This is a genomic window from Mesorhizobium sp. M0293, from assembly GCF_040321735.1.
GTDB lineage: Bacteria > Pseudomonadota > Alphaproteobacteria > Rhizobiales > Rhizobiaceae > Mesorhizobium.
This window is the reverse complement of the sequence record NZ_JAMYSA010000001.1, coordinates 1-19607: the sequence shown is the minus strand read 5'-3', so window position 1 is coordinate 19607 and position 19607 is coordinate 1. Positions and strand designations below refer to the sequence as shown.

Here is a 19607-nt window from a genome sequence, read left to right as displayed (position 1 = left end):
CGAGTGTTACCACCACCGGCATAACGCCGTCCGGCCGAGATTTGCGCCGATCACCATGGGAAGGCAATGCCATTCATCCTTGCCGCAATGGGCCGGCCGCCGCCGCACAATATCCCAAATGGGACATTGACGGACAAGGCTCCAAAAACGTCTGATCCGGGCAAGTCGTCACTCCATTTTTCCGGCGGTTCCCAGATGCCCCGTACCCTCTCGACAAAGCCTAAGCAGGATGGGTTTCGCGCGCCCGGCGAATTCGAGCCCAAGTCAAGCTGCTGGCTGATCTGGCCGGAGCGGCCGGACACCTGGCGCCTTGGCGCCAAGCCGGCGCAAAAGCTGTTCGTCGATGTCGCTGCGGCGATCGCGCAAAGCGAGCCGGTGACCGTGGCGGCGTCCGCTCGCCAATGGCAGAACGCCCGGGCGCGATTGCCAGGCCATGTGCGCGTCGTGGAGATGTCCACCAACGATTCCTGGCTGCGCGACAGCGGTCCCAATTTCGTCGTCAACGACCATGGCGATGTGCGTGGCGTCGATTGGATCTTCAACGCCTATGGCGGTTTTGACGGCGGCCTCTACGCGCCATGGGACCTGGATGACCTGGCGGCGCAAAAGGTGCTCGAGATCGAGAACATGGATCGGTATCGGGCGCCGCTGATCGCCGAGGGTGGCGGATTACAGTGCGACGGCCAGCGCACTCTCATCACGACGGAGCAATGCCTGCTCAACCGAAATCGCAACGCCCATCTCGGCAAGGCCGAGGTGGAGCGGCAGCTTGGCGACTATCTCGGTGTCGACACCATCATCTGGCTGCCACGCGGCTTAGCCTTCGACGAGACCGACGGCCATGTCGACGACGTCTGCTGCTTCGTGCGTCCCGGCGTCGTCGTACTAACCTGGACCGACAATCGGGACGACCCGCAATATGAGATCGTGCGGGAAGCCGAGGAGGTGTTGCGTTCGGCCCGTGACGCGCGCGGTCGTGCGCTCGAGGTCCATCGGCTGCCGCATCCCTTGCCGATCGAGATGACGCCGGAAGAAAGCGAAAGCGTGGACCGGCTCGATTCGACCTGGGCGCGACCGGCCGGAAACCGGATCGCGGCGAGCTACATCAACTACTATCCGGGCAACAGCGTCGTCGTCGCGCCGCAGTTCGGCAGCGATCTCGACGTGACTGCCAAGCAAAAGCTGGCCACGCTGTTTCCCGACCACAGAATAGTCGGCATCGAAAACTCCCGCGAGATCTTGCTGGGCGGAGGGAATGTCGCCTGCATCACCTTGCCGATCTATGCCCCACAACGACGTTGACGGACGACGCATGCCGAAACCGGCAGCGAAAAGGAGAACACTGATGCGCGCTCTGATCTTCTCAACCCTGCTTGCCGGGCTTGCTTGCGGCATCTGCGCCGGTACGGCCTCGGCGGACGAGGAAAAAATCGTCAACGTCTATAACTGGTCCGACTACATCGCGCCGGACACAGCCGAGAAATTCGAGAAGGAGACGGGCATCAAGGTTCGCTACGATGTCTATGACGGCAACGAGGTCCTCGAAACAAAGCTGCTCACCGGCGGCTCCGGGTATGACGTGGTCTACCCCTCAGCCTATCCGTTCCTGAAGAACCAGGTGACGGCGGGGGCTTTCCTGGAACTCGACAAAGCGAAACTTGCAAATCACTCGAAGATCGATCCGCAAGCCCTCTCGCTGATCGCGGGCGACGACCCGCGGAACCTGCATGCCGTGCCCTACATGGCCGTCACCGACGGCATTGGCTACAACGTCGCGGCGGTCAAACAGCGGCTACTACCGGACGCGCCGACGGATTCCTTCGCCATGGTTTTCGACGTCGATGTGGTCAAAAAACTCTCCGATTGCGGCGTGGCCATGATCGACGCTCCCGCCGAAGTCATCCCGATGGCGATGAACTACCTTCACATCGACCCCAAATCGACCAGCCCCGACGACCTCGCCAAGGTCGAGGAACTGATGGGCAAGGTGCGGCCCTACATCCGCTATTTCCATTCGTCGAAATACATCAACGACCTCGCCAACGGCGACATCTGCGTGGTGCTGGGCTGGTCGGGCGACATACTTCAGGCAAGGACCCGCGCCGCCGAATCCGCCAAGAAGCTGGAGATCGCCTATTCCATTCCCAGGGAAGGCACGCTCATCAACTTCGATACGATGGCGGTGCCGAAGGACGCGCCGCATCCCGACAACGCCCAGGCCTGGATCAACTTCAATTTGCGGCCCGATATCGCCGCGGCCAATTCCAGCTATGTCTCCTACGCCAATGCGATACCGGACTCGTTGCCGCTGATGGACAAGGCGATAGCCAGCGATCCCGGCGTCTTTCCGCCCGATGCCGTCAAGGCCAAGTTGTTCGTGGTGGACAACAACGACGCCAAGTGGCTGCGATCACAAAACCGCATGTGGACGCGCATCGTCACAGGACAATAGAGCAATTCCAGGAAAAGTGCGTAGCGGTTTTCCGTCCGGAATTGCGTCAAAAGAAGATAGGGCCGGCGCGGAAGTCGTCAGCCCTGGACGATTTCGCGTATGGTCGCCAGCAGCTCGACCTGGGAGTGCACGCCGAGCTTGCGATAGATCTGCTTGATGTGGTTGCGGACGGTGCCGGGCGAGATAGCGAGGCTTCGCGAAATGGTCTTGGCATTGCCGCCACCGATCAAGTGCCGTGCGATCTCGCTCTCGCGCCGGCTCAGCCGCGAGCGGGCGTCATCGATTGCAGCGTCCCTGTCCCGGGAGCGGCACAGATGAAGCAGCCTTCGCAGAATGAGCCTCGTCGCGCTGCTTGCCGCGCAAGCCATCGCCAGATCCTGCTCGCCAAAGGCCGGCGCCCCGTTTCGCCTGAGAAAGGTGACATAGCCGGCGGTCAGCCTGTCAAGATTGAACACGCCGGTAATCTCGTCGAAGCTGTCGGAGGGACCATAGAATTCGCGATAGTAGGGTGTGCGCCGGAAGTCGCCATTGCGCAGAGCCGATAGCGGCAACAGGAAATCCTGCCTTGTGCTGGCGAACCTCTGGAAGAAGGGATCCTGGCGATAAATGTGGGCGTCGCAGTCGCGGTTCCAGCGATCGGGACCGGCATCGTCTATAGTCAGGGACGTGATATCGCGATGGTAGAAGCCGACATAGACGCGATCGGAGCCAACCAGCCCGCTCGCCGCCGCCGTGAAGCGAGCCGACAATTCTTCGGGCGTCGCAGCCATTGCCGCAGCGGCCACGCCGTCGCTCCAGCGTCCAAACTGATCGAGAGAAACGTTCGACTGCATTCCGGGTCACACTAGCGCAAGCCGTTGCAAGTTCAAAATAGCCATTTCCTTTGACTTCGATCATCTCGGCCATACCTATGCGGGAGTCGTTCTCGCGGAGCCATCATGCCGGTCAAGCTGAAACTGATCTTCCTTATCCTGCCAATGCTTGCCGCCCTGGCGCAGCCCGTCCTGGCTGAAACGGCGGAGCGGCCGGGCCCCTCGGGCGGCGTGCTGTCCCTGCTGCCGCCGCCGCAGACCACCAACCATTCGATCACCCTCGCCGGGCGCAAGCTGGATTATCAGGCCAAGGCCGCCACCCTGTCGTTGCTTTCCGGCAAGGGCGACGTCACGGCGGAGATCTTCTATGTCGCTTACACGCTGGAGCCACCGGCAAGCGCGACCAAAGATCCGCAGCGGCCGATTACCTTCGTCTTCAACGGCGGCCCTGGAGCAGCGTCCGCTTATCTGCATATCGGCGCACTCGGTCCGCGTATAATCGCGACGGGAGCCGACGGCGAATTTCTGCCTTCACCGCAAAGGCTTATCGACAATCCGGACAGCTGGGTCGACATGACCGATCTCGTCTTCGTCGATCCGGTCGGAACCGGATATAGCCGCGAGGCACCGGGCCAGGATACGCACGACTTCTGGGGCGTCAATCAGGATGCCAGCTCGATAGGCGCCTTCATCAGGCTCTATCTCGCGCAGAACGGCCGCACCGGATCGCCGCTGTTCCTCGCCGGCGAAAGTTATGGCGGCTTCCGCGCGGCACTGCTCGCCAGGACATTGCAGGAAGATATCGGCATCAGTCCGAACGGCATCGTGCTGATCTCGCCGGCGCTAGAGTTCACGCTGGTGCAGCCCGACGAATTCGAGCCGCTGCATTGGGCGCTCGAACTGCCTTCCCTGGCGGCGGTGCGCCTACGCGCCGAAGGCGTCAGCGGCGATGCGTTGCGGGAGAAGCTGGCCGAAGTCGAACATTATGCGCTGGGCGATTACCTTACAGCGCTCACCAGCGGACTGGAGCAAGGCAGGAGGCTGGCGAGTCAACGCGTGGCTGACATCACCGGCCTGCCGCTCGACCTCGTGCAGCGGAACTCCGCCCGCATCCCGACCGGCCTGTTCGCAAGGGAGTTCGCCCGTGCCAGCGGCAAAGTGCTCAGCCCATATGACGCCATGATCGGCACGGCCGATATCGCGCCCGAGAGCGCCCGCATCGCCGGCCCGGATCCAGTGCTCGACCGCAGCGTGCCGGCGTTGACGTCGGCTTTCGTCGGCTACGTCAGCGACGAACTGAATTTCCGCACCGATGTCAGCTATCGGCTGCTCAATGGCGAAATCAGCCACAATTGGGATTACGGGACCAGCGCCTCACGACAAGGCTATGCCGGGGTGATGGACGATCTGCAGCGGGCACGTTCGCTGAACCCTTCGCTCGGCGTCGTGATCGTCAACGGCTACACCGACCTGGTCACGCCTTACCTCGCCTCGCGCTACCTGGTGAACCAGATCCCGTCGCTCGCCAATGCCAAGCCTATCCGTCTCGATGTCGTCGAGGGCGGACACATGATGTATTTCAGGTCCGACGGCCGGCGCGCCCTGAAAGAGGCCGCTTCGGAGCTTTACCAGGCGACGCAGTAAGCTTTGCGACGGTGCGGCTCGCCATGGAACGCCTGCGCCAACACAAGCACGGGGCTGGCGTAGCGCTGCACCGACTTTCGCCCGTATAGCTTGGTGCCGAGGGAGCTGAATTCCCAGGTCCCTTGTATTGCTCCTCACAGCATCTCTGCCGCTCCGGCAATTTTGGTCCCCGCGCCTTATGGCCGATATCGCCACTCTCGAAACACGCGAGCGGGTTCTTGCCGGCATCCTGCTGACCGGTGCGGCCTATTTGCTGTTTTCGACGCAGGATGCTTCGATCAAGCTGCTGGTCGTCGGCATGAGCGTCTGGCAGATCATGTTCTTCCGCAGCATCACCATTCTGGGCGCCTGCGCGGCGATCGGCGGCCGACAGCTGTTTGCCGACACGGCGCGCTCGCCGATCGTGCGGCCGATGCTGGTGCGGAGCGCCTTCACGCTTGCCGCCTGGCTCTGCTACTACAACGCCGCGCGCAGCCTGCAGCTCGCCGAGCTGACAACCGTCTATTACGCGGCGCCAATCATCGTCACCGTGCTTTCGGTGGTGATGCTTGGCGAAAAGGTGCCGATGCTACGCTGGCTGGCGGTGCTGATCGGCTTTGCCGGCGTGTTCGTCGCTTGCGACCCAACGCATCTCGGCCTGTCCGTGCCGGTGCTGCTGGTGCTGGCGGCCGCCCTTTTGTGGGGCATCGCCATCGTGCTCTTGCGCAAGACCGCCCTTGCCGAGCGCTCGATGATCCAGCTCCTTCTCAACAATTTCTATTTCCTGGTGTTCGCAGCGGGGCCGGCGCTGGTCTGGTGGCAGACGCCCGACTGGGCTCAATTACTGCTTCTTGCCAGCGTCGGCGCGCTCGGCGGCCTTGCGCAATATCTTCTCTTCGAGGGCATGAAGCGCACACCGGCCTCGGTCCTCGCACCGCTTGAGTATACCTCGCTGTTGTGGGCATTCGCGCTCGGCTTTGCGATCTGGGGCGACGTGCCGCGCCGCGAAGTCTTCCTGGGTGCAGCCCTGATCATCGCTGCCGGCCTGCTGATCGTCGGCACCGAGCATTTTCGCAAGCGGCTATGATGTGGATCACCATCACTGCTGACGCTACGGTGTCAGGACTGAACGGCGTAGGCTGGCTGCATGACTGACATTGCAGCCACCACCGACACCGCCGCAGAGCGCACGCTCGGCATCATCCTGGTGTCATTGTCGGCCGCCGTCTTCGGCCTGACTGGTGTTCTGACAAAGTCGATTCATGCCGACCCGTTGACCATCATCTGCTGGCGCGGCTTTGTCGGTGCGATCCTGATCAGCCTCTACGTGCTGTGGCGCCGCCGCCGCTCCGGCAACCGCGAAACGCTGCGCCTTGGCTGGCGCGGCTGGCTGCTGGCGGTAGAGGGGGCGCTGGCCAGCATCGCCTTCATCTCGGCGTTCAAGTTCACCTTCGTCGCCAATGTCGCGGTCATCTATGCCACAGCGCCTTTCGTCACCGCGCTGCTGGCCTGGGTTTTGACCCGCGAGCCGTTCCGACTGCAGACGATGGTCGCCGCCGCCGTGTCGCTGTGCGGCGTGGCGATCATGGTCTGGTCCGGCTTCGGCAGCGGCAATTTGTTCGGCGACGGACTGGCGCTGCTGATGACCATCGGCAGCGGCCTCTACATGATCATGGTCCGCGCCTTCCGCGATACGCCGGTGGTGTGGGCCGGCGCGGTTTCGGCCTTCTTGCTGTTCGTGCTCGGCTGGTTCGTCACCGATCCGCTGGCGGTTTCGCCAAGGGACGCCGTTCTACTCGCCACTTTTGGTGCGTCCTTCGCGCTGTCCTCGATCCTGTGGACGGAGGGCGCACGGCTCATCCCGCCCGCCGAATCCGGGCTGCTCGGCTCGGCCGAAGTGCCGTTCGCTATCCTGTTTGCCTTCCTGTTCCTGGGCGAGATTGCGCCGGCCGCCAGCATGATCGGCGGCGCCATCGTGTTGTGCGCGGTGTTTGCCCATGCGGGGCGGGATTGGCTGATGGCCCGCTCGCAACGCATGGCGTCAAATATTTCTTAAAAAAATGACACAGTCACGGAACCATCATCGTGGTCAGGCATTAATGGTGCGACGGGCCATCCCCAAGTCCCCCCAAACCCCTCGGCCCGTCCTACTCTCAAGCCGACCGTAAGGTCGGCTTTTTCTTTGGTGTTCAGCCAGCCGACAAGGCAAGGTTGCCGCTGAGCAGTGTCGCCAGGTCGCCCGCCGGACCATCGGCGCCGGCGCGCAGCCGGATCGCGAATTCAGCCATAGGAACCTGCGGCAGGCCAAGCTCGCGCGGCGCCTCGACAATACCGGAATGGGCAAAGCGGGCTGTTCGCAGCGTCAACGCGACACCGGCGTTCACCGCCGTGCGCAGGCCGGCCAGACTGGCACTGCCGGCAGCGATGCGGTAGCGGCGGCCGGAAGCATCGAGCGCGGCAAGTGCCGCTTCTCGAAAACCGCAATAGGGATCGAGCAGCGCCAGCGGCAGTTCCTCCTGCCGCGAGGCCAGCCCTTTCTGCGAACACAGCCATATCATCGGCTCGCGCAGCACGCCGACTTCGTCAGAAGCCGCAGCCTGACGCATGACGATCGCCAGATCGAGGCCGCCAGACTGCAGCGCCTGCGCCAGTTCGGCGGAACGGCCGACCCGCAGTTCGATCCTGACGCGCGGATGACTGACGGCGAAGGCACGCAGCAGGTCCGGCAGGCCGCTGTCGGCGAAATCCTGTGTGGTGCCGATGGCGACGCGTCCGTTAGCCCGCGCGCCCTTCAGCGCCAGCCAGGCCTCGCGATGGGCGGCAAGGATGCGCCTGGCGTGGCCGACGAGGTCCTCACCAGCCGGCGTCAGGCCGCGTCCCCGCCCTTGCGGCGCCAGTAGCGGCTCGCCGACGATTTCCTCCAGCCGCTGCATCTGGGCGGTCACCGCAGAGGGCGAACGGCCGACGCTTGCAGCCGCCTGGGCCAGCGAGCCGCTGTCGACGAAAGCAAGGAAAGTCCTGAGCAGATCGGGATCGAGTGTCTCCATAATTCGATTATGTCGAATCTTCAGTTGAAAACAATTCGATTTTTTTGATCCAATGATGATGACATGATCCTTCCCAACGGCGATCAGACGCCGCTCGAACCAAGGAGAAGCAAAATGCCCATCATCACCGTCAGCGTCCCCGGCAAGCCTGACGCGGCTCTGTCCGCCCGCATCGCAAAGGAGGTTACCGAAATCACCGCCATGCAGCTGCGCAAGGATCCGACGATCACCGCGGTTGCCGTATCCTATATTGATCCGCAGCACTGGTTCGCCGGCGGCAAGTCGCTGGCCGAGCACGGCACCAATACGTTCTGGCTCGATATCAAGGTGGTCGACGGCACCAACACCAAGCTTGAGTTGGAAGCCTATCTCAAGGCGATCTTCGACGCGTTCGGCCGCCTGCTTGGCGGCGTGCACGAGGAAAGCTACGCCTTCGTGCATGAAGTGCCGGCGGCGGCCTATGGCTATGGCGGCAAGACGCAGGAGTTTCGGTTTATCAGCGGACGGTTGAAGGCGGCTTAAGCAGGCCGCCTCACCTTCCCCACAAGGGGGAACGAAAAAGGTCCGCATTGACGTTGCTCCCACATCGTCTAGGTTCTGGCCGAAGCGGCCGCAAAAGAGCCGAGATGATAAAATCGTTGGGAGAGACGCGGCATGGTCCTGACACTGGCGCTGCTTGCGGGTCTTGTTCTGGCCTGGCTACTGATCGGCGTGGTGGAAAAATTCCGCCTCGGCCTGCGCTTCACCCAGGCGCTGCTCTATGTGCCGTTCAAGCTCGCCTACCGGATTGCCGACACCCGCATCAAGATCGCCCGCAAGGCGCAGGCCCCCGTCATCTACGTCATTTCGCATCAATCGCGTTTCGAACCGGCGCTGATGCTGTCGCTGCTGCCGGACGATACACTTCACATACTCGACGAGGTCTCGGCGCGGTCGCCCTGGCTCGAACCGTGGCGCGAGCTTGGCCGCACCATCGCCTTCAATGCCGAACATGTCTTCGTCAGCCGCCGGCTGGTGCGCGTACTCAAAGGCAAAGGCCGGCTCGCCGTCTATTTGCCGGATGCGGTCGAGCCCGACGTCAAGACGTTCCGGCTGTTTCGTGCCGTCACCCGCATCGCGATGCAGGCCGACGCCAGCATTGTGCCGATCTTCGTCGGCGGCGCGCGCAGCCTGCCGGTGTCGTTGACGCCGGCGGACAAGGCACCACGGCACTGGTTTCCGCAGCTGTCGATCAGCGTGCTGGAGCCGATGACCATCGCCGAACTGGTGGCGCGCAACCCCGACCAGGCCTCGAACACCAATGCGTTGTTCGACCGTATCGCCGAAGCCCGGCTTTTCGGCACTAACCTCGATCGCAGCCTGTTCCTGGCCATGCGCGATGCCGCCGACCGGGTCGGCGCTTCGCACACGATCATCGAGGACGTCATCTCCGGCGCGATGAGCTACCGCAAGATGTTCATCGGCGCCCGCGTCCTGGGCCGCCGGTTCGAGGCGATCACGGCGCCGGGCGAAGCTGTCGGGCTGATGCTGCCGAACGCCAATGGGATCGTGCTGTCGCTCACCGGACTTCTGTCGGCCGGCCGGGTGGCGGCGATGATCAACTACACAGCCGGGCCGGCGAGCGTCACCGCTGCCGTGCGCACCGCGGTGATAAGGACCGTGATTTCCTCCCGCGCGTTCGTCGAGAAGGCCGACCTTGCCGATATCGTCGCGGCGGTCGAAAAGGGTGGCGCCAAGCTGCTCTGGCTGGAGGATGTGCGGGAGAGCGTCACCGCGCTGGACAAGCTCGCCGCCGCCTTGCTGTGGCGCTGGCCGCTGCAACGGCAGGATGCGGCCAAGCCGGCGGTGATCCTTTTCACCTCGGGTTCGGAAGGCACGCCCAAGGCGGTGATCCTTTCGCACAAAAACCTGCTGGCCAACGCCATGCAGGCCGAGGCACGCATTACCATCTCGCCCGCCGATATCCTGCTCAACGTGCTGCCGGTGTTCCACTCGTTCGGGCTGACGGGTGGCACCATCCTGCCGCTGGTCACCGGCGTAAGATTGTTCCTCTACCCCTCACCGCTGCACTACAAGATCATCCCCGAGGTCGCACGCAAGGTCAAACCGACCATCATGTTCGGCACCGACACGTTCCTCGCCAACTATGCGCGCACCGCCAAGGACGGCGATTTTTCCAGCCTGCGCTTCGTCGTCGCCGGCGCCGAGGCGGTGAAGCCAGAAACCCGCCGCGTCTATCGCGAGCGCTTCCAGGCGGAGATCATCGAAGGGTTCGGACTGACCGAGGCAGCACCCGTGGTTGCCGTCAACACCGCAATCCATGGCCGCGACGGCACCGTCGGCCGGTTGTTGCCGGCCATGCGCATGAAGCTCGAGCCGGTCGAGGGCATCTCCGACGCCGGCCAATTGTGGCTCGACGGACCGAACCTAATGATGGGCTACATGACCGCGGACCGCCCCGGCGAGCTGCAGCCGCTGACCGGCTGGCACGACACCGGCGACATCGTTGCGGTCGACCGTGAAGGTTTCATCACCATTCGCGGCCGCGCCAAACGCTTCGCCAAGATCGCCGGCGAGATGGTGTCTCTGGGTGCGGTCGAGATGCTGGTGCAATCGCTATGGCCAGAAGAACGCCATGCGGCTGTGGCCGTGCCGGACAAGCGGCGCGGCGAACGCATCGTGCTAGTCACCACCGCCGACGACGCCAATCCTGACGAGTTGCGCAAATTCGGCAAACAGGCGGGTGCCGCCGAACTGATGGTGCCTAACGATATCGTCAAGGTCGAGGAAATCCCGGTGCTGGGATCCGGTAAGACCGACTATGTGTCGACGAGAAAACTGGCGATCGACAGGCTGGGGCTCGGCGTCGCGGCGTAGCGTCCGTTCCTTCTTCCGAACCAGACCCGGCGGGCGCGAATGTGGCGTTCACCGCCACGTTTTTGTCTGATCGACAATTTATTGGTGAGAGACCATTCACCCGCCACCAGCAGCGAGGCACGGAGGTCTTGAGTGGCAAAAATACTTGTCACCGGGGGAACGGGGCATCTCGGCCGCGATCTCGTGCCGGCGCTGAACGAGGCCGGCCATATCGTCCGGCTGCTCGTCAGAAAAGCCGGGCAAGACGACTCCGTCGAATGGGCCATTGGCGATCTCGCGACCGGCGAAGGCATCGATGAGGCTCTTGGCGGCGTCGACACGGTCATCCATGCCGCGACGCTCTCGCCGATCGCCAGGCGCGGTATGAGGCCGATCGATTTCTTCTCCAGCCCGGCAAGCGTCGATATCGAGGGCACGCGGCACTTGCTTGCCGCGTCGCAGCGTGCCGGTGTCGGTCACTTTATCTTCGTTTCGATCGTCGGCCTCGAATTCAGCGGCCTGCCCTATGCCCGGGTGAAACTGGCGGGCGAACAGCTTGTGCGAGAGTCCCCGCTGCCGTGGTCAGTCATTCGCGCGACGCCGTTCTATTACCTGCTGGCGCAGATGCTGGGTGGGTTGAAATGGCTGCCGGTCTGGCCCTTGCCAACCTCGCCCTCAAATCCCGTCGATACGCGCGACGTAGGCTCCTATCTGGCAGAGGCGGCCGGCGACGGGAAACGTGGGGTATGGCCGGAGATCGGCGGCCCCGAAACAATGCCATTCTCAACCTTCGCGCGGCAGTATTGCCAGGCGCTTGGGATCAAGCGTTTCATCCTGCCGCTGCCGTTCAGCCGGAAGATGAGCCGCAGCATGGGGTTGGTCGAAACCGGCGAACGGCGCGGAGAACGGACGTGGAGGGCGTGGCTTTCCGAACAAAGCCAGAGCGCGCGATCCGCCAAGGCTCCCTGATCGTCTGTCGCGAATCTCATGCGATGCCCGACGGAGCCAGGAACAGCCATGAAACCGCCATGAGCGCTTCGCTTGCGCCTGGAGCGATTTGTTGCTGCAAGGGCTCAAGCCCAGGACTCGACCCCCGGACTAACCTATGTCCCCTAACCTATGTCCGAAGGCGGCACCTTCTCGCCCTCTCGCTTGGCGCGCTTGGAATAGGCGCGCACACTGAACGGCAGGAAGATCAGGTAGCCAGCGACCGAGGCGGTCAGCGTGTACCAGGGATAGGTCATCAGCAGGAGTACGTAGAGCACGACACCAAGGATAATCGGCAACACCCTGTCGCCCGGGATTCTCAGGCTCTTGCCGGAATAGACCGGCAGCCGGCTGACCAGCAGGAAGGCGACCAGGATGGTGAAGCCGGTGGCGACGAAGGCGGCTGGACGACTGGGCTCCAGCCCTGTGCGCAGGAAATAGAGATAGAGCGGCAGCATCACCAGCACGGCGCCGGCCGGCGCCGGCACGCCGACGAAATATTCGGACTGCCATAGGGGGCGATCGGCCTTGTCGTCGTCGAGCACGTTGAAACGGGCGAGCCGCAACCCGCAGGCGATGGCGAACAGAAGTGCAGCGATCCAGCCCGGCGAGCCGGCGCGGTCGAGCAGGAAGGCATAGAGCACCAGAGCAGGTGCCACGCCGAAATTGACGATGTCGGCCAGCGAATCCATCTGGGCGCCGAATTTGGAGGTCGCCTTCAGCATCCGCGCCAGGCGGCCGTCAATGCCGTCGAGGAAGGCTGCCAGCAGCACCATCACCACCGCCGGCTCGAAGCGGCCTTCGAAGCCGAAGCGGATGCCGGATAGGCCGGCGCAGATGGCAAGCACCGTGACCAGATTGGGCAGCACCATGCGCATCGGGATTTCGCGGATGCGCGGGCCGCCGCTGGCATGGGACTCGAACTTTTTGTATTGCGTGCCCACGGGTCAGGAAATCCGAACAAGAGGAGTGCCGGCGACACCGCCGAATTCGGCCAGCACCGTTTCGCCGCCGACCGCCGTCTGGCCAACGGCAACACGCGGCGTGGCGGCCAGCGGCAGGAACACATCGACACGCGAGCCGAAGCGGATCAGGCCGAAGCGCTCGCCGATGGCGATCGAGCCGCCGGCCTCGGCCCAGCAGACGATGCGGCGCGCCACCAGGCCGGCGATCTGGACGGCCGCAACCGTGCCGTTGGGACTCTCGATGACCAGGCCGTTGCGCTCGTTCTCGGTGCTGGCCTTGTCGAGTTCGGCATTGAGGAATTTTCCCGGCCGATGCTCGATCCTGGTGATGCGCCCGCGTACGGGAGCGCGGTTCACATGGCAGGAAAACACGTTCATGAACACGGAGATACGGGTCATTTCGACGTTGCCGAGACCAAGCTCGCGCGGCGGCACGGCCGGCCCGACCGCAGAGATGATGCCGTCTGCGGGGCTGACCACGAGGTGGTCGTCGACCGGCGTGACGCGCTCGGGATCGCGGAAGAAATAGACGCACCAGGCCGTCAGGATAAGGCCGATCCAGAACAGGATCGAGGAGAAATAGCCGAGGAAAAGCGTCGCCGCGCCAAAGGCCGCGATGAAGGGATAGCCTTCGCGATGGATCGGTACGAACGCGTTCTTGACCGTATCGACAAGGCTCATCGGGTAAAAACGGGCTCCGTTTCAATTGCGGCCTCAATAGCCGAAAGCCCCCCTCGCCGCAACGCAACAATCGGCAAGGCATTGATTGCAGCCGCTCCACGGCCTCAGTCGTTGTTGACAGCGCCCGACCTGACCGGGAAAAACCCATTGCCCCGGGAAACCCATTGCCATTGTCGGGGCGAGCCATCCTCGCCCGTCCTTGAAGAGATGGCGCTTGCATCGACCCAGCCAAGGGAGGCGAAGCGCCCGTGAGCCGACCCGAGGAGCCAGCAATGCCGTCGAAAAAATCAGCAGTCTCTCAAGCGTATCTCATCACTGCCGGCCTCGCCTTCGGCGAATCGCCGCGTTGGCACGACGGACGGCTCTGGCTCTGCAACTGGGGCACCGGTCAGATCATCGCCGTCGATGCCGACGGCAACCGCGAGGTCATGCTCACGATACCCGCCGTCCTGCCCTATTCCATCGACTGGCTGCCGGATGGCCGATTGCTTGTCATCTCGGGTCGTGAAGGCTTGCTGCTGCGGCGGGAAGCTGACGGCAGTCTCGTCACCCATGCCGATCTGCGCAGCCTGTCGAAAAGCCCGTGGAACGAGATCGTCGTCGATGGACGCGGCAATATCTATGTCAATGGTGGCGGACCGGCGCCGGCGCCGGGCGAGCATTTCGGCCCCGGCACCATCGTGCTGATCACGCCGGACGGCGCGGTCCGGCAAGTGGCGGAAAACATCGTCTTTGCCAATGGTATGGCGGTAACCCCGGACAACAAGACGCTCATCGTCGCCGAGTCCCATGCCAATCGACTAACCGCCTTCGACATCGCCGCCGACGGCAGTCTCTCCAACCGGCGCGTCTGGGCCGATCTCGACGGCTATCCCGACGGCATCTGCCTCGATGCCGAGGGGGCGATCTGGTACGCGGATGTGCCCAACAAGCATTGCGTGCGGGTGCTCGAAGGCGGTGAAGTGTTGCAAACGGTCGCTGTCGATCGCGGCTGCTTTGCCTGCATGCTGGGTGGCGCCGACAGGAAAATACTGTTCATTCTCGCCGCCGAATGGCGTGGCTTCGAGCACATGGTCAGTGATGCCCGCACCGGCCAGGTGCTCAGCGTGGAAGCGCCGGCACCTGGCGTCGGCTGGCCCGGCTAGAGCCCGGGAACCCGCTGATAGTTGGCGATGTCGGCCCGAACACCAAGCCGGGCGATCGTCTCCTGTGGGTTGAAGGCGATGCGCTCGTGCGCCGCCTTGACGATCGGCACGACATTGTCGACGGACGTCTGGCTCTCCCATTCGACGATAGTGACGAGGTTGAACTCGCCAGGACCCGAGAATTGCTCGAGTAGGAAATCCTGCACGAAGCCTTGCTGCAGGCGCAGCAATTCATGCGTTGTCCTGACCTTGGCCAGTATCTCTTCGCGAGCGGCGGCCGGGACGACGAATTTGTCCACCCTGAACACGCTGCCGCCGTTAACGTTCTGATTTGTCTTGCTCATTTCGATCATTCCGTTCCTGGACCATGTTTTTATTCGGCTCCAAGAACGGCCTACAATCTCAACTTAAGTTGAGGTCAAGCAGAAAATTCGCTCAACCTTCAATTCACCTCAGATGTCCGCCGGCGGACGATGACGCCAAACTCGTCGTCCTCGCGGGCGATGCGCAGCCGCTCCTCGGCTTCGGTCGCCTCGCGCTGGCGGTCCCACATCGAGGCATAGAGGCCGTGCTTGCGCATCAGCTCGGCATGGGTGCCGCGCTCGGCGATCTGGCCATCCTGCAGCACGATGATCTCATCGGCCGTAATCACCGTCGACAGACGGTGAGCGATGACGATGGTGGTGCGGCCGCGGCTGACCAGATCGAGCGCGGCCTGGATCTCCTGCTCGGTGTGGCTGTCGAGCGCCGAGGTCGCTTCGTCCAGCATCAGGATCGGCGGCGCCTTCAGGATGGTGCGGGCGATCGCCACGCGCTGCTTCTCGCCACCCGAAAGCTTCAGCCCGCGCTCGCCGACCATCGACTTGTAGCCGTCGGGCAGCCGCTCGATGAACGGGCCGATCTGGGCAAGTTCGGCAGCCTTGCGCATATCCTCCTCGCTGGCACCGATGCGGCCGTAGCGGATGTTGTAGGCGATGGTGTCGTTGAACAGCACGGTATCCTGCGGCACCATGCCGATCGCTCCGCGCAGGCTTTCCTGTGTCACGTCCCTGATATCCTGGCCGTCGATCAGCACCTGGCCGTCCTGCACGTCGTAGAAGCGGAACAGAAGCCGCGAGATGGTCGACTTGCCGGCGCCCGATGGCCCGACAATGGCGACGGTCTTGCCGGCCGGCACCTCAAAGCTGATGCCCTTCAGGATCTTGCGGTTCGGGTCATAGGAGAATTGGACGTCACGGAACTCGACCTTGCCGGCGCTGACAGTAAGTGGCTTCGCGTCCGGCTTGTCGACGATCTCCTGCGGCACATCCAAAAGGTCGAACATTTGCTCGATATCCGTCAACCCCTGGCGGATTTCGCGGTAGATGAAGCCGATGAAATTGAGCGGCACCGACAGTTGCATCAGCATGGCGTTGATGAAGACGAAGTCGCCGACCGTCTGCGTGCCGGCCTGCACTTCCAGCGCCGACATGCACATGACGATGACAGTGCCGAGGCCGAAGATGATGCCCTGGCCGAAGTTCAGCCACCCAAGCGAGGTCCAGATGCGCGTCGCCGATATCTCGTAGCGTGCCATGGAGCGGTCGAAGCGCTCGGCCTCCATGCCTTCATTGTTGAAATACTTGACCGTTTCGTAGTTGAGCAGCGAGTCGATTGCCTTGGTGTTGGCGTCGGTGTCGCTGTCGTTCATGTCGCGTCGGATCGAGATGCGCCAGTCGCTGGCGCGTACCGTGAACCAGACATAGACCCAGACGGTGACCGCGACGACCGCCACATATTTCCAGCCATAGGTGTAGGCGAAGATGCCGGTGGTCAGCGCGAATTCGAGAATGGTCGGCGCCGTGTTGAGCATGATGAAGCGCACGATCGTCTCGATGCCCTTGGTGCCGCGCTCGATGATGCGCGACAGGCCGCCGGTGCGGCGTTCCAAGTGAAAGCGCAGCGACAGTTGGTGCATATGGACGAAGGTGCGGAAGGCGAGCTGACGCACAGCGTACTGGCCGACGCGGGCAAACAGCGCGTCCCGCAATTGATTGAAGCCAAGCTGCACCAGGCGCACGACATTGTAGGCGACGACCAGCATGACGGGCGCCAGCAGAAAGCTCGGCAGCGGCGGCACCGATTTGGCGTCGCCGGCCAGCGCGTCGGTCGCCCATTTGAAGAAATAGGGACCGGCGACCAGCGTCAGCTTAGCGACGACCAGCAGAAGCGTCGCCCAGGTGACCCGTGCTCTCAGATCAGCACGATCCGCTGGCCACATGTATGGCCACAGGTTGAGCAGCGTCTTGAAAGTCGAGGAGTCGGAGACGGTTTTTTCGGCCATTCTTTGTGCCTTCTTCTTATGTCTTTTTGACCATGATCTCTTCCGAAAACCGGGCTCCGCTTTTCGGGATCATGGTCTAGCGGCCGGAGCAGCAGGAATTGACGAGGGCGATCAACGACGCCGAGACGTCGGCGAGCGCGGCGTGGTCGATAGCATATCGCGAGCGCTGGCGATCAGGCTCGAACCTGACCAGCCCGGCCTCGACCAGTATCTTCAGGTGTTGTGACACCGTGGACTGCGCCAGATCGAAACGATCGACGACTTCGCGGCAGCAGCAGGGGCTGCTCGCCGACAGGTGTTTCAGGATGTCGATCCGCGCCGGGTGCGAAAGCGCTGCCAGCCGAGCAGCGACGGTGCGGCTGTCCGGGGCCTCCGACGCGGAGCGGAGTGTATGGGTTTCGACGGGGCTGTCGCTCATCGTCCATCGGCGATAAACGATGGTTGGCGCTGCCGCAAGCTACTCTTCTGGGCAGACCAGATAGCGGCTAACGCTGTGAGATGGACTTCTCGATCCCCGGGATATCGGCTATCCGTTCAGCCAGAAAGTCGACCAGCAGGCGAACCCTTGCAACGCCCGCGCGCTCCGGGACGATCAGCATGTTCAACGGGACGGACGGCAGCGAATAATCATCCAGCAAGGTCTCGAGCAGGCCCGCCGCCAAAAGATCGCCGACAAGCCATCGATGAGCCGGTGCGATTCCTCGACCCGCGACCAAGGCCTCGCGCGCGGCAAGCCCATGGTCGACACGCAGTCGCCCCGCGAAGGGCACCATATAGCGCTCGCCTCCGGCGCCCTGCAAAGCAAGAGTTTCACTGCCCGCCACGTTCGACATCCGGATGCCCTCATGTCCAGACAGGTCCGACGGGACAGCCGGTCTCCCTCGCGCCGCCAGATAATCCGGCGATGCTACGAGCAGGCGCCGTGACAGGCCGAGGGCCCGCAGCTTCAACGAGCTGTCAGTAAGCGGTCCCAAGCGAAGCGCGATATCGACGCCTTCCCGGACCAAATCCACACGCTCATCGGTGAGGCTGAGGTCAATTCCGATGTCGGGATATCGGTCCTGAAAGGCGAAGATGAACCGGGTGACGTGCAAGACCCCGAATGCGGCCGTACAGGATATCCGGATGGTGCCGGCCGGCGCGCCACGTGCGCCCCGCGCTTCGTCGCCGGCCTGCTCGACAAGGCGCAGGATCTGGATACTGTTTGTATAGTACCGGCTACCCTCATCAGTCAGCGTGACCCGCCGGGTGGTCCTGCTGAGCAAAGGCACACCCACCGCCTCTTCAAGCTCCTGCAAATGCCGCGTAACCGTCGACTGCCCGATACCCAGTTCGCTGGCAACCAGCGACAGATTACCCCGTTCCGCGACGCGAACGAAGGTGCGCATGCGTTCGAACGTGATATCCGATTTATCCATTATTCGGCACAATCTAATGCATTATGAATACGTAGCGGATTATGTCGATATTGCGTAGCTAAGGGACCAGTTTTTTCAATCCTCGGAGTCCCCGCATGAAAATTCTACTTGTTTTCGCTCATCCCGAATCGCGCTCGCTCAACGGCGCGCTCCGCGACGTCGCCATAAGAGAACTCGAGGCACAAGGCCACGAAGTTCGGGTTACGGACCTTTACGCCCAGGGTTGGAAATCAGCGGTTGATCAGGCCGACTTTCCGGTTTTGGCATCGGACGCGCGGTTGATGCCTGCCACCGCATCAAAAAAATCCTTCGAGACCGACGCGCTGACAGAGGACGTCAAGGCCGAGATCGCAAAGCTGCTGTGGGCGGATGCCCTGATTCTCCAGTTTCCGCTCTGGTGGTTTGCCATGCCGGCGATCCTCAAGGGCTGGGTCGACAGGGTCTTTGCCTACGGCTTCGCTTACGGTGTGGGCGAACATAGTGACAAACGATGGGGCGACCGCTACGGCGAGGGAACCTTGATGGGCAAGCGCGCAATGTTGATCGTGACCGCCGGCGGCTGGGAGGAGCACTATGCCCCTCGCGGCGTCAACGGACCAATCGATGATCTGCTGTTCCCGATAAACCACGGGATTCTCTACTACCCGGGCTACGACGTCCTTCCGGCCTTCGTCGCCTATAGCGTCGACCGCTTCGGCGAAGCCGACTTCGAGCCCACTGCCGAGCGCCTGCGCGAGAGGATGAGAACGTTCGCGACCACGCAACCCATCCCCTATCGCCGGCAGAATGGCGGCGACTATTTGATTCCGAGCATGAAGCTACGCCCCGACCTGGGCGATCAGAACATGACCGGGTTCAAACTTCACCTAAGTGTGAGCTTTCAGAGGGTTGTCCATTCGGACCGGACCGAGGAGACTGGAGTTACCAAGCTGCAGCACTCACCGGAGGGTCCGAATGAACATCCACAAGAATGCCCGTCTCACGCCGCTGCGTCGAGAGGAGATGGCGCTGTCGGTCATTGAGGGGCGTCTTTCCCAAGCCGATGCGGCGCGCACCTACGGCGTGTCGGCCAAGATCGTGGCGCGCTGGGTCGAGCGCTACAAGGCCGAGGGCAGCAAAGGCATGATCGATCGTTCCTCGCGACCTGCCCGTATGCCACAGGCCACCGCCACGTCGATCGCCGAGCGTATCGTGGCGCTGCGGCGGCAGCGTTGGACCGGCAGTCACATCGCCATGGAGGTCGGCGTCTCGCCCGCCACCGTCAGCCGGGTTCTCAAGCGCGCCGGGCTGTCGCGGCT

Annotated in this window: 19 protein-coding genes; 11 read left to right on the top strand and 8 right to left on the bottom strand. The window is 62.9% G+C overall.

Going from position 1 to position 19607, the window contains the following annotated elements:
* Positions 1-195: 195 nt before the first annotated feature.
* Together aguA and NKJ06_RS00090 are read left to right on the top strand one after the other, a co-directional pair.
* A complete protein-coding gene (aguA, locus tag NKJ06_RS00095; RefSeq protein ID WP_352626991.1) occupies positions 196-1302 on the top strand; it encodes an agmatine deiminase in 1107 nt (368 codons plus the stop codon).
* A 43-nt stretch (positions 1303-1345) separates the two neighbouring features.
* Positions 1346-2452 carry a polyamine ABC transporter substrate-binding protein gene (locus tag NKJ06_RS00090; protein WP_352626990.1) on the top strand — a complete coding sequence of 369 codons (1107 nt, stop codon included), beginning with the start codon at positions 1346-1348 and terminating at the stop codon, positions 2450-2452.
* 77 nt (positions 2453-2529) lie between these two features.
* Here the strand turns inward: NKJ06_RS00090 and NKJ06_RS00085 are convergent, their stop codons facing one another.
* Positions 2530-3237, bottom strand: a complete 708-nt coding sequence (locus NKJ06_RS00085) for a response regulator transcription factor (protein ID WP_352626988.1) — start codon at positions 3235-3237, stop codon at positions 2530-2532.
* Positions 3238-3390: 153 nt separating this feature from the next.
* Here NKJ06_RS00085 and NKJ06_RS00080 point away from each other — a divergent pair, with 153 nt between their 5' ends.
* The 3 genes from NKJ06_RS00080 (at position 3391) to NKJ06_RS00070 (ending at position 6943) form a co-directional block, all read left to right on the top strand.
* Positions 3391-4908: a S10 family peptidase gene (locus tag NKJ06_RS00080; RefSeq protein ID WP_352626987.1), complete on the top strand. Its 1518-nt coding sequence runs from the start codon at positions 3391-3393 to the stop codon at positions 4906-4908.
* A gap of 178 nt (positions 4909-5086) precedes the next feature.
* Complete coding sequence (locus NKJ06_RS00075) at positions 5087-5974, top strand: DMT family transporter (protein ID WP_352626985.1); 888 nt, start codon at positions 5087-5089, stop codon at positions 5972-5974.
* Positions 5975-6034: 60 nt separating this feature from the next.
* Complete coding sequence (locus NKJ06_RS00070) at positions 6035-6943, top strand: DMT family transporter (RefSeq protein ID WP_352626984.1); 909 nt, start codon at positions 6035-6037, stop codon at positions 6941-6943.
* A gap of 133 nt (positions 6944-7076) precedes the next feature.
* On the opposite strand, the gene NKJ06_RS00065 is transcribed toward NKJ06_RS00070, so the two are convergent.
* The gene (locus tag NKJ06_RS00065; RefSeq protein WP_352626983.1) at positions 7077-7934 is read right to left on the bottom strand and encodes a LysR substrate-binding domain-containing protein; all 858 of its coding nucleotides are present in this window, start codon (positions 7932-7934) and stop codon (positions 7077-7079) included.
* A gap of 114 nt (positions 7935-8048) precedes the next feature.
* Here NKJ06_RS00065 and NKJ06_RS00060 point away from each other — a divergent pair, with 114 nt between their 5' ends.
* From NKJ06_RS00060 to NKJ06_RS00050, 3 genes are all read left to right on the top strand, one after another.
* Positions 8049-8456 carry a tautomerase family protein gene (locus NKJ06_RS00060; protein ID WP_352626981.1) on the top strand — a complete coding sequence of 136 codons (408 nt, stop codon included), beginning with the start codon at positions 8049-8051 and terminating at the stop codon, positions 8454-8456.
* Between the two features lie 132 nt (positions 8457-8588).
* On the top strand, positions 8589-10811 hold the full coding sequence (locus tag NKJ06_RS00055; RefSeq protein ID WP_352626979.1) for an AMP-binding protein: 2223 nt from the start codon (positions 8589-8591) through the stop codon (positions 10809-10811).
* A 132-nt stretch (positions 10812-10943) separates the two neighbouring features.
* Positions 10944-11759: an SDR family oxidoreductase gene (locus NKJ06_RS00050; RefSeq protein WP_352626977.1), complete on the top strand. Its 816-nt coding sequence runs from the start codon at positions 10944-10946 to the stop codon at positions 11757-11759.
* 143 nt (positions 11760-11902) lie between these two features.
* Here NKJ06_RS00050 and NKJ06_RS00045 read toward each other — a convergent pair whose 3' ends face one another.
* Complete coding sequence (locus tag NKJ06_RS00045; protein ID WP_502905575.1) at positions 11903-12721, bottom strand: CDP-alcohol phosphatidyltransferase family protein; 819 nt, start codon at positions 12719-12721, stop codon at positions 11903-11905.
* 3 nt (positions 12722-12724) lie between these two features.
* A complete protein-coding gene (locus tag NKJ06_RS00040; RefSeq protein WP_352626976.1) occupies positions 12725-13423 on the bottom strand; it encodes a phosphatidylserine decarboxylase in 699 nt (232 codons plus the stop codon).
* Positions 13424-13695: 272 nt separating this feature from the next.
* On the opposite strand from NKJ06_RS00040, the gene NKJ06_RS00035 reads away from it, so the two are divergent.
* The gene (locus NKJ06_RS00035) at positions 13696-14568 is read left to right on the top strand and encodes an SMP-30/gluconolactonase/LRE family protein (protein ID WP_352626974.1); all 873 of its coding nucleotides are present in this window, start codon (positions 13696-13698) and stop codon (positions 14566-14568) included.
* Here the strand turns inward: NKJ06_RS00035 and NKJ06_RS00030 are convergent.
* From NKJ06_RS00030 to NKJ06_RS00015, 4 genes are all read right to left on the bottom strand, one after another.
* Entirely contained in the window at positions 14565-14912 is a 348-nt protein-coding gene (locus NKJ06_RS00030; protein WP_352626972.1) for an antibiotic biosynthesis monooxygenase, read from the bottom strand. The two genes, NKJ06_RS00035 and NKJ06_RS00030, sit on opposite strands and share 4 nt — an antisense overlap.
* A 98-nt stretch (positions 14913-15010) precedes the next feature.
* Entirely contained in the window at positions 15011-16891 is a 1881-nt protein-coding gene (locus tag NKJ06_RS00025) for an ABCB family ABC transporter ATP-binding protein/permease (protein ID WP_352626971.1), read from the bottom strand.
* Positions 16892-16967: 76 nt separating this feature from the next.
* The gene (locus NKJ06_RS00020; RefSeq protein ID WP_352808482.1) at positions 16968-17309 is read right to left on the bottom strand and encodes an ArsR/SmtB family transcription factor; all 342 of its coding nucleotides are present in this window, start codon (positions 17307-17309) and stop codon (positions 16968-16970) included.
* A gap of 67 nt (positions 17310-17376) precedes the next feature.
* On the bottom strand, positions 17377-18309 hold the full coding sequence (locus NKJ06_RS00015; protein WP_352626967.1) for a LysR family transcriptional regulator: 933 nt from the start codon (positions 18307-18309) through the stop codon (positions 17377-17379).
* Between the two features lie 95 nt (positions 18310-18404).
* On the opposite strand from NKJ06_RS00015, the gene NKJ06_RS00010 reads away from it, so the two are divergent.
* Together NKJ06_RS00010 and NKJ06_RS00005 are read left to right on the top strand one after the other, a co-directional pair.
* Positions 18405-19331, top strand: a complete 927-nt coding sequence (locus tag NKJ06_RS00010; protein ID WP_352808480.1) for an NAD(P)H-dependent oxidoreductase — start codon at positions 18405-18407, stop codon at positions 19329-19331.
* On the top strand, positions 19264-19607 hold a 344-nt coding region (locus NKJ06_RS00005), incomplete at its 3' end, for a leucine zipper domain-containing protein (RefSeq protein WP_352808478.1). The genes NKJ06_RS00010 and NKJ06_RS00005, both read left to right, overlap by 68 nt.

Excerpts from the sequence above, each read along its gene's own strand:
- NKJ06_RS00035 (WP_352626974.1), top strand. The coding sequence starts at position 13,696 with ATGCCGTCGAAAAAATCAGCAGTCTCTCAAGCGTATCTCATCACTGCC.
- NKJ06_RS00025 (WP_352626971.1), bottom strand. The coding sequence starts at position 16,891 with ATGGCCGAAAAAACCGTCTCCGACTCCTCGACTTTCAAGACGCTGCTC.
- NKJ06_RS00060 (WP_352626981.1), top strand. The coding sequence starts at position 8,049 with ATGCCCATCATCACCGTCAGCGTCCCCGGCAAGCCTGACGCGGCTCTG.
- NKJ06_RS00055 (WP_352626979.1), top strand. The coding sequence starts at position 8,589 with ATGGTCCTGACACTGGCGCTGCTTGCGGGTCTTGTTCTGGCCTGGCTA.
- aguA (WP_352626991.1), top strand. The coding sequence starts at position 196 with ATGCCCCGTACCCTCTCGACAAAGCCTAAGCAGGATGGGTTTCGCGCG.
- NKJ06_RS00090 (WP_352626990.1), top strand. The coding sequence starts at position 1,346 with ATGCGCGCTCTGATCTTCTCAACCCTGCTTGCCGGGCTTGCTTGCGGC.
- NKJ06_RS00015 (WP_352626967.1), bottom strand. The coding sequence starts at position 18,309 with ATGGATAAATCGGATATCACGTTCGAACGCATGCGCACCTTCGTTCGC.
- NKJ06_RS00080 (WP_352626987.1), top strand. The coding sequence starts at position 3,391 with ATGCCGGTCAAGCTGAAACTGATCTTCCTTATCCTGCCAATGCTTGCC.
- NKJ06_RS00065 (WP_352626983.1), bottom strand. The coding sequence starts at position 7,934 with ATGGAGACACTCGATCCCGATCTGCTCAGGACTTTCCTTGCTTTCGTC.
- NKJ06_RS00040 (WP_352626976.1), bottom strand. The coding sequence starts at position 13,423 with ATGAGCCTTGTCGATACGGTCAAGAACGCGTTCGTACCGATCCATCGC.
- NKJ06_RS00075 (WP_352626985.1), top strand. The coding sequence starts at position 5,087 with ATGGCCGATATCGCCACTCTCGAAACACGCGAGCGGGTTCTTGCCGGC.
- NKJ06_RS00070 (WP_352626984.1), top strand. The coding sequence starts at position 6,035 with ATGACTGACATTGCAGCCACCACCGACACCGCCGCAGAGCGCACGCTC.
- NKJ06_RS00030 (WP_352626972.1), bottom strand. The coding sequence starts at position 14,912 with ATGAGCAAGACAAATCAGAACGTTAACGGCGGCAGCGTGTTCAGGGTG.
- NKJ06_RS00020 (WP_352808482.1), bottom strand. The coding sequence starts at position 17,309 with ATGAGCGACAGCCCCGTCGAAACCCATACACTCCGCTCCGCGTCGGAG.
- NKJ06_RS00010 (WP_352808480.1), top strand. The coding sequence starts at position 18,405 with ATGAAAATTCTACTTGTTTTCGCTCATCCCGAATCGCGCTCGCTCAAC.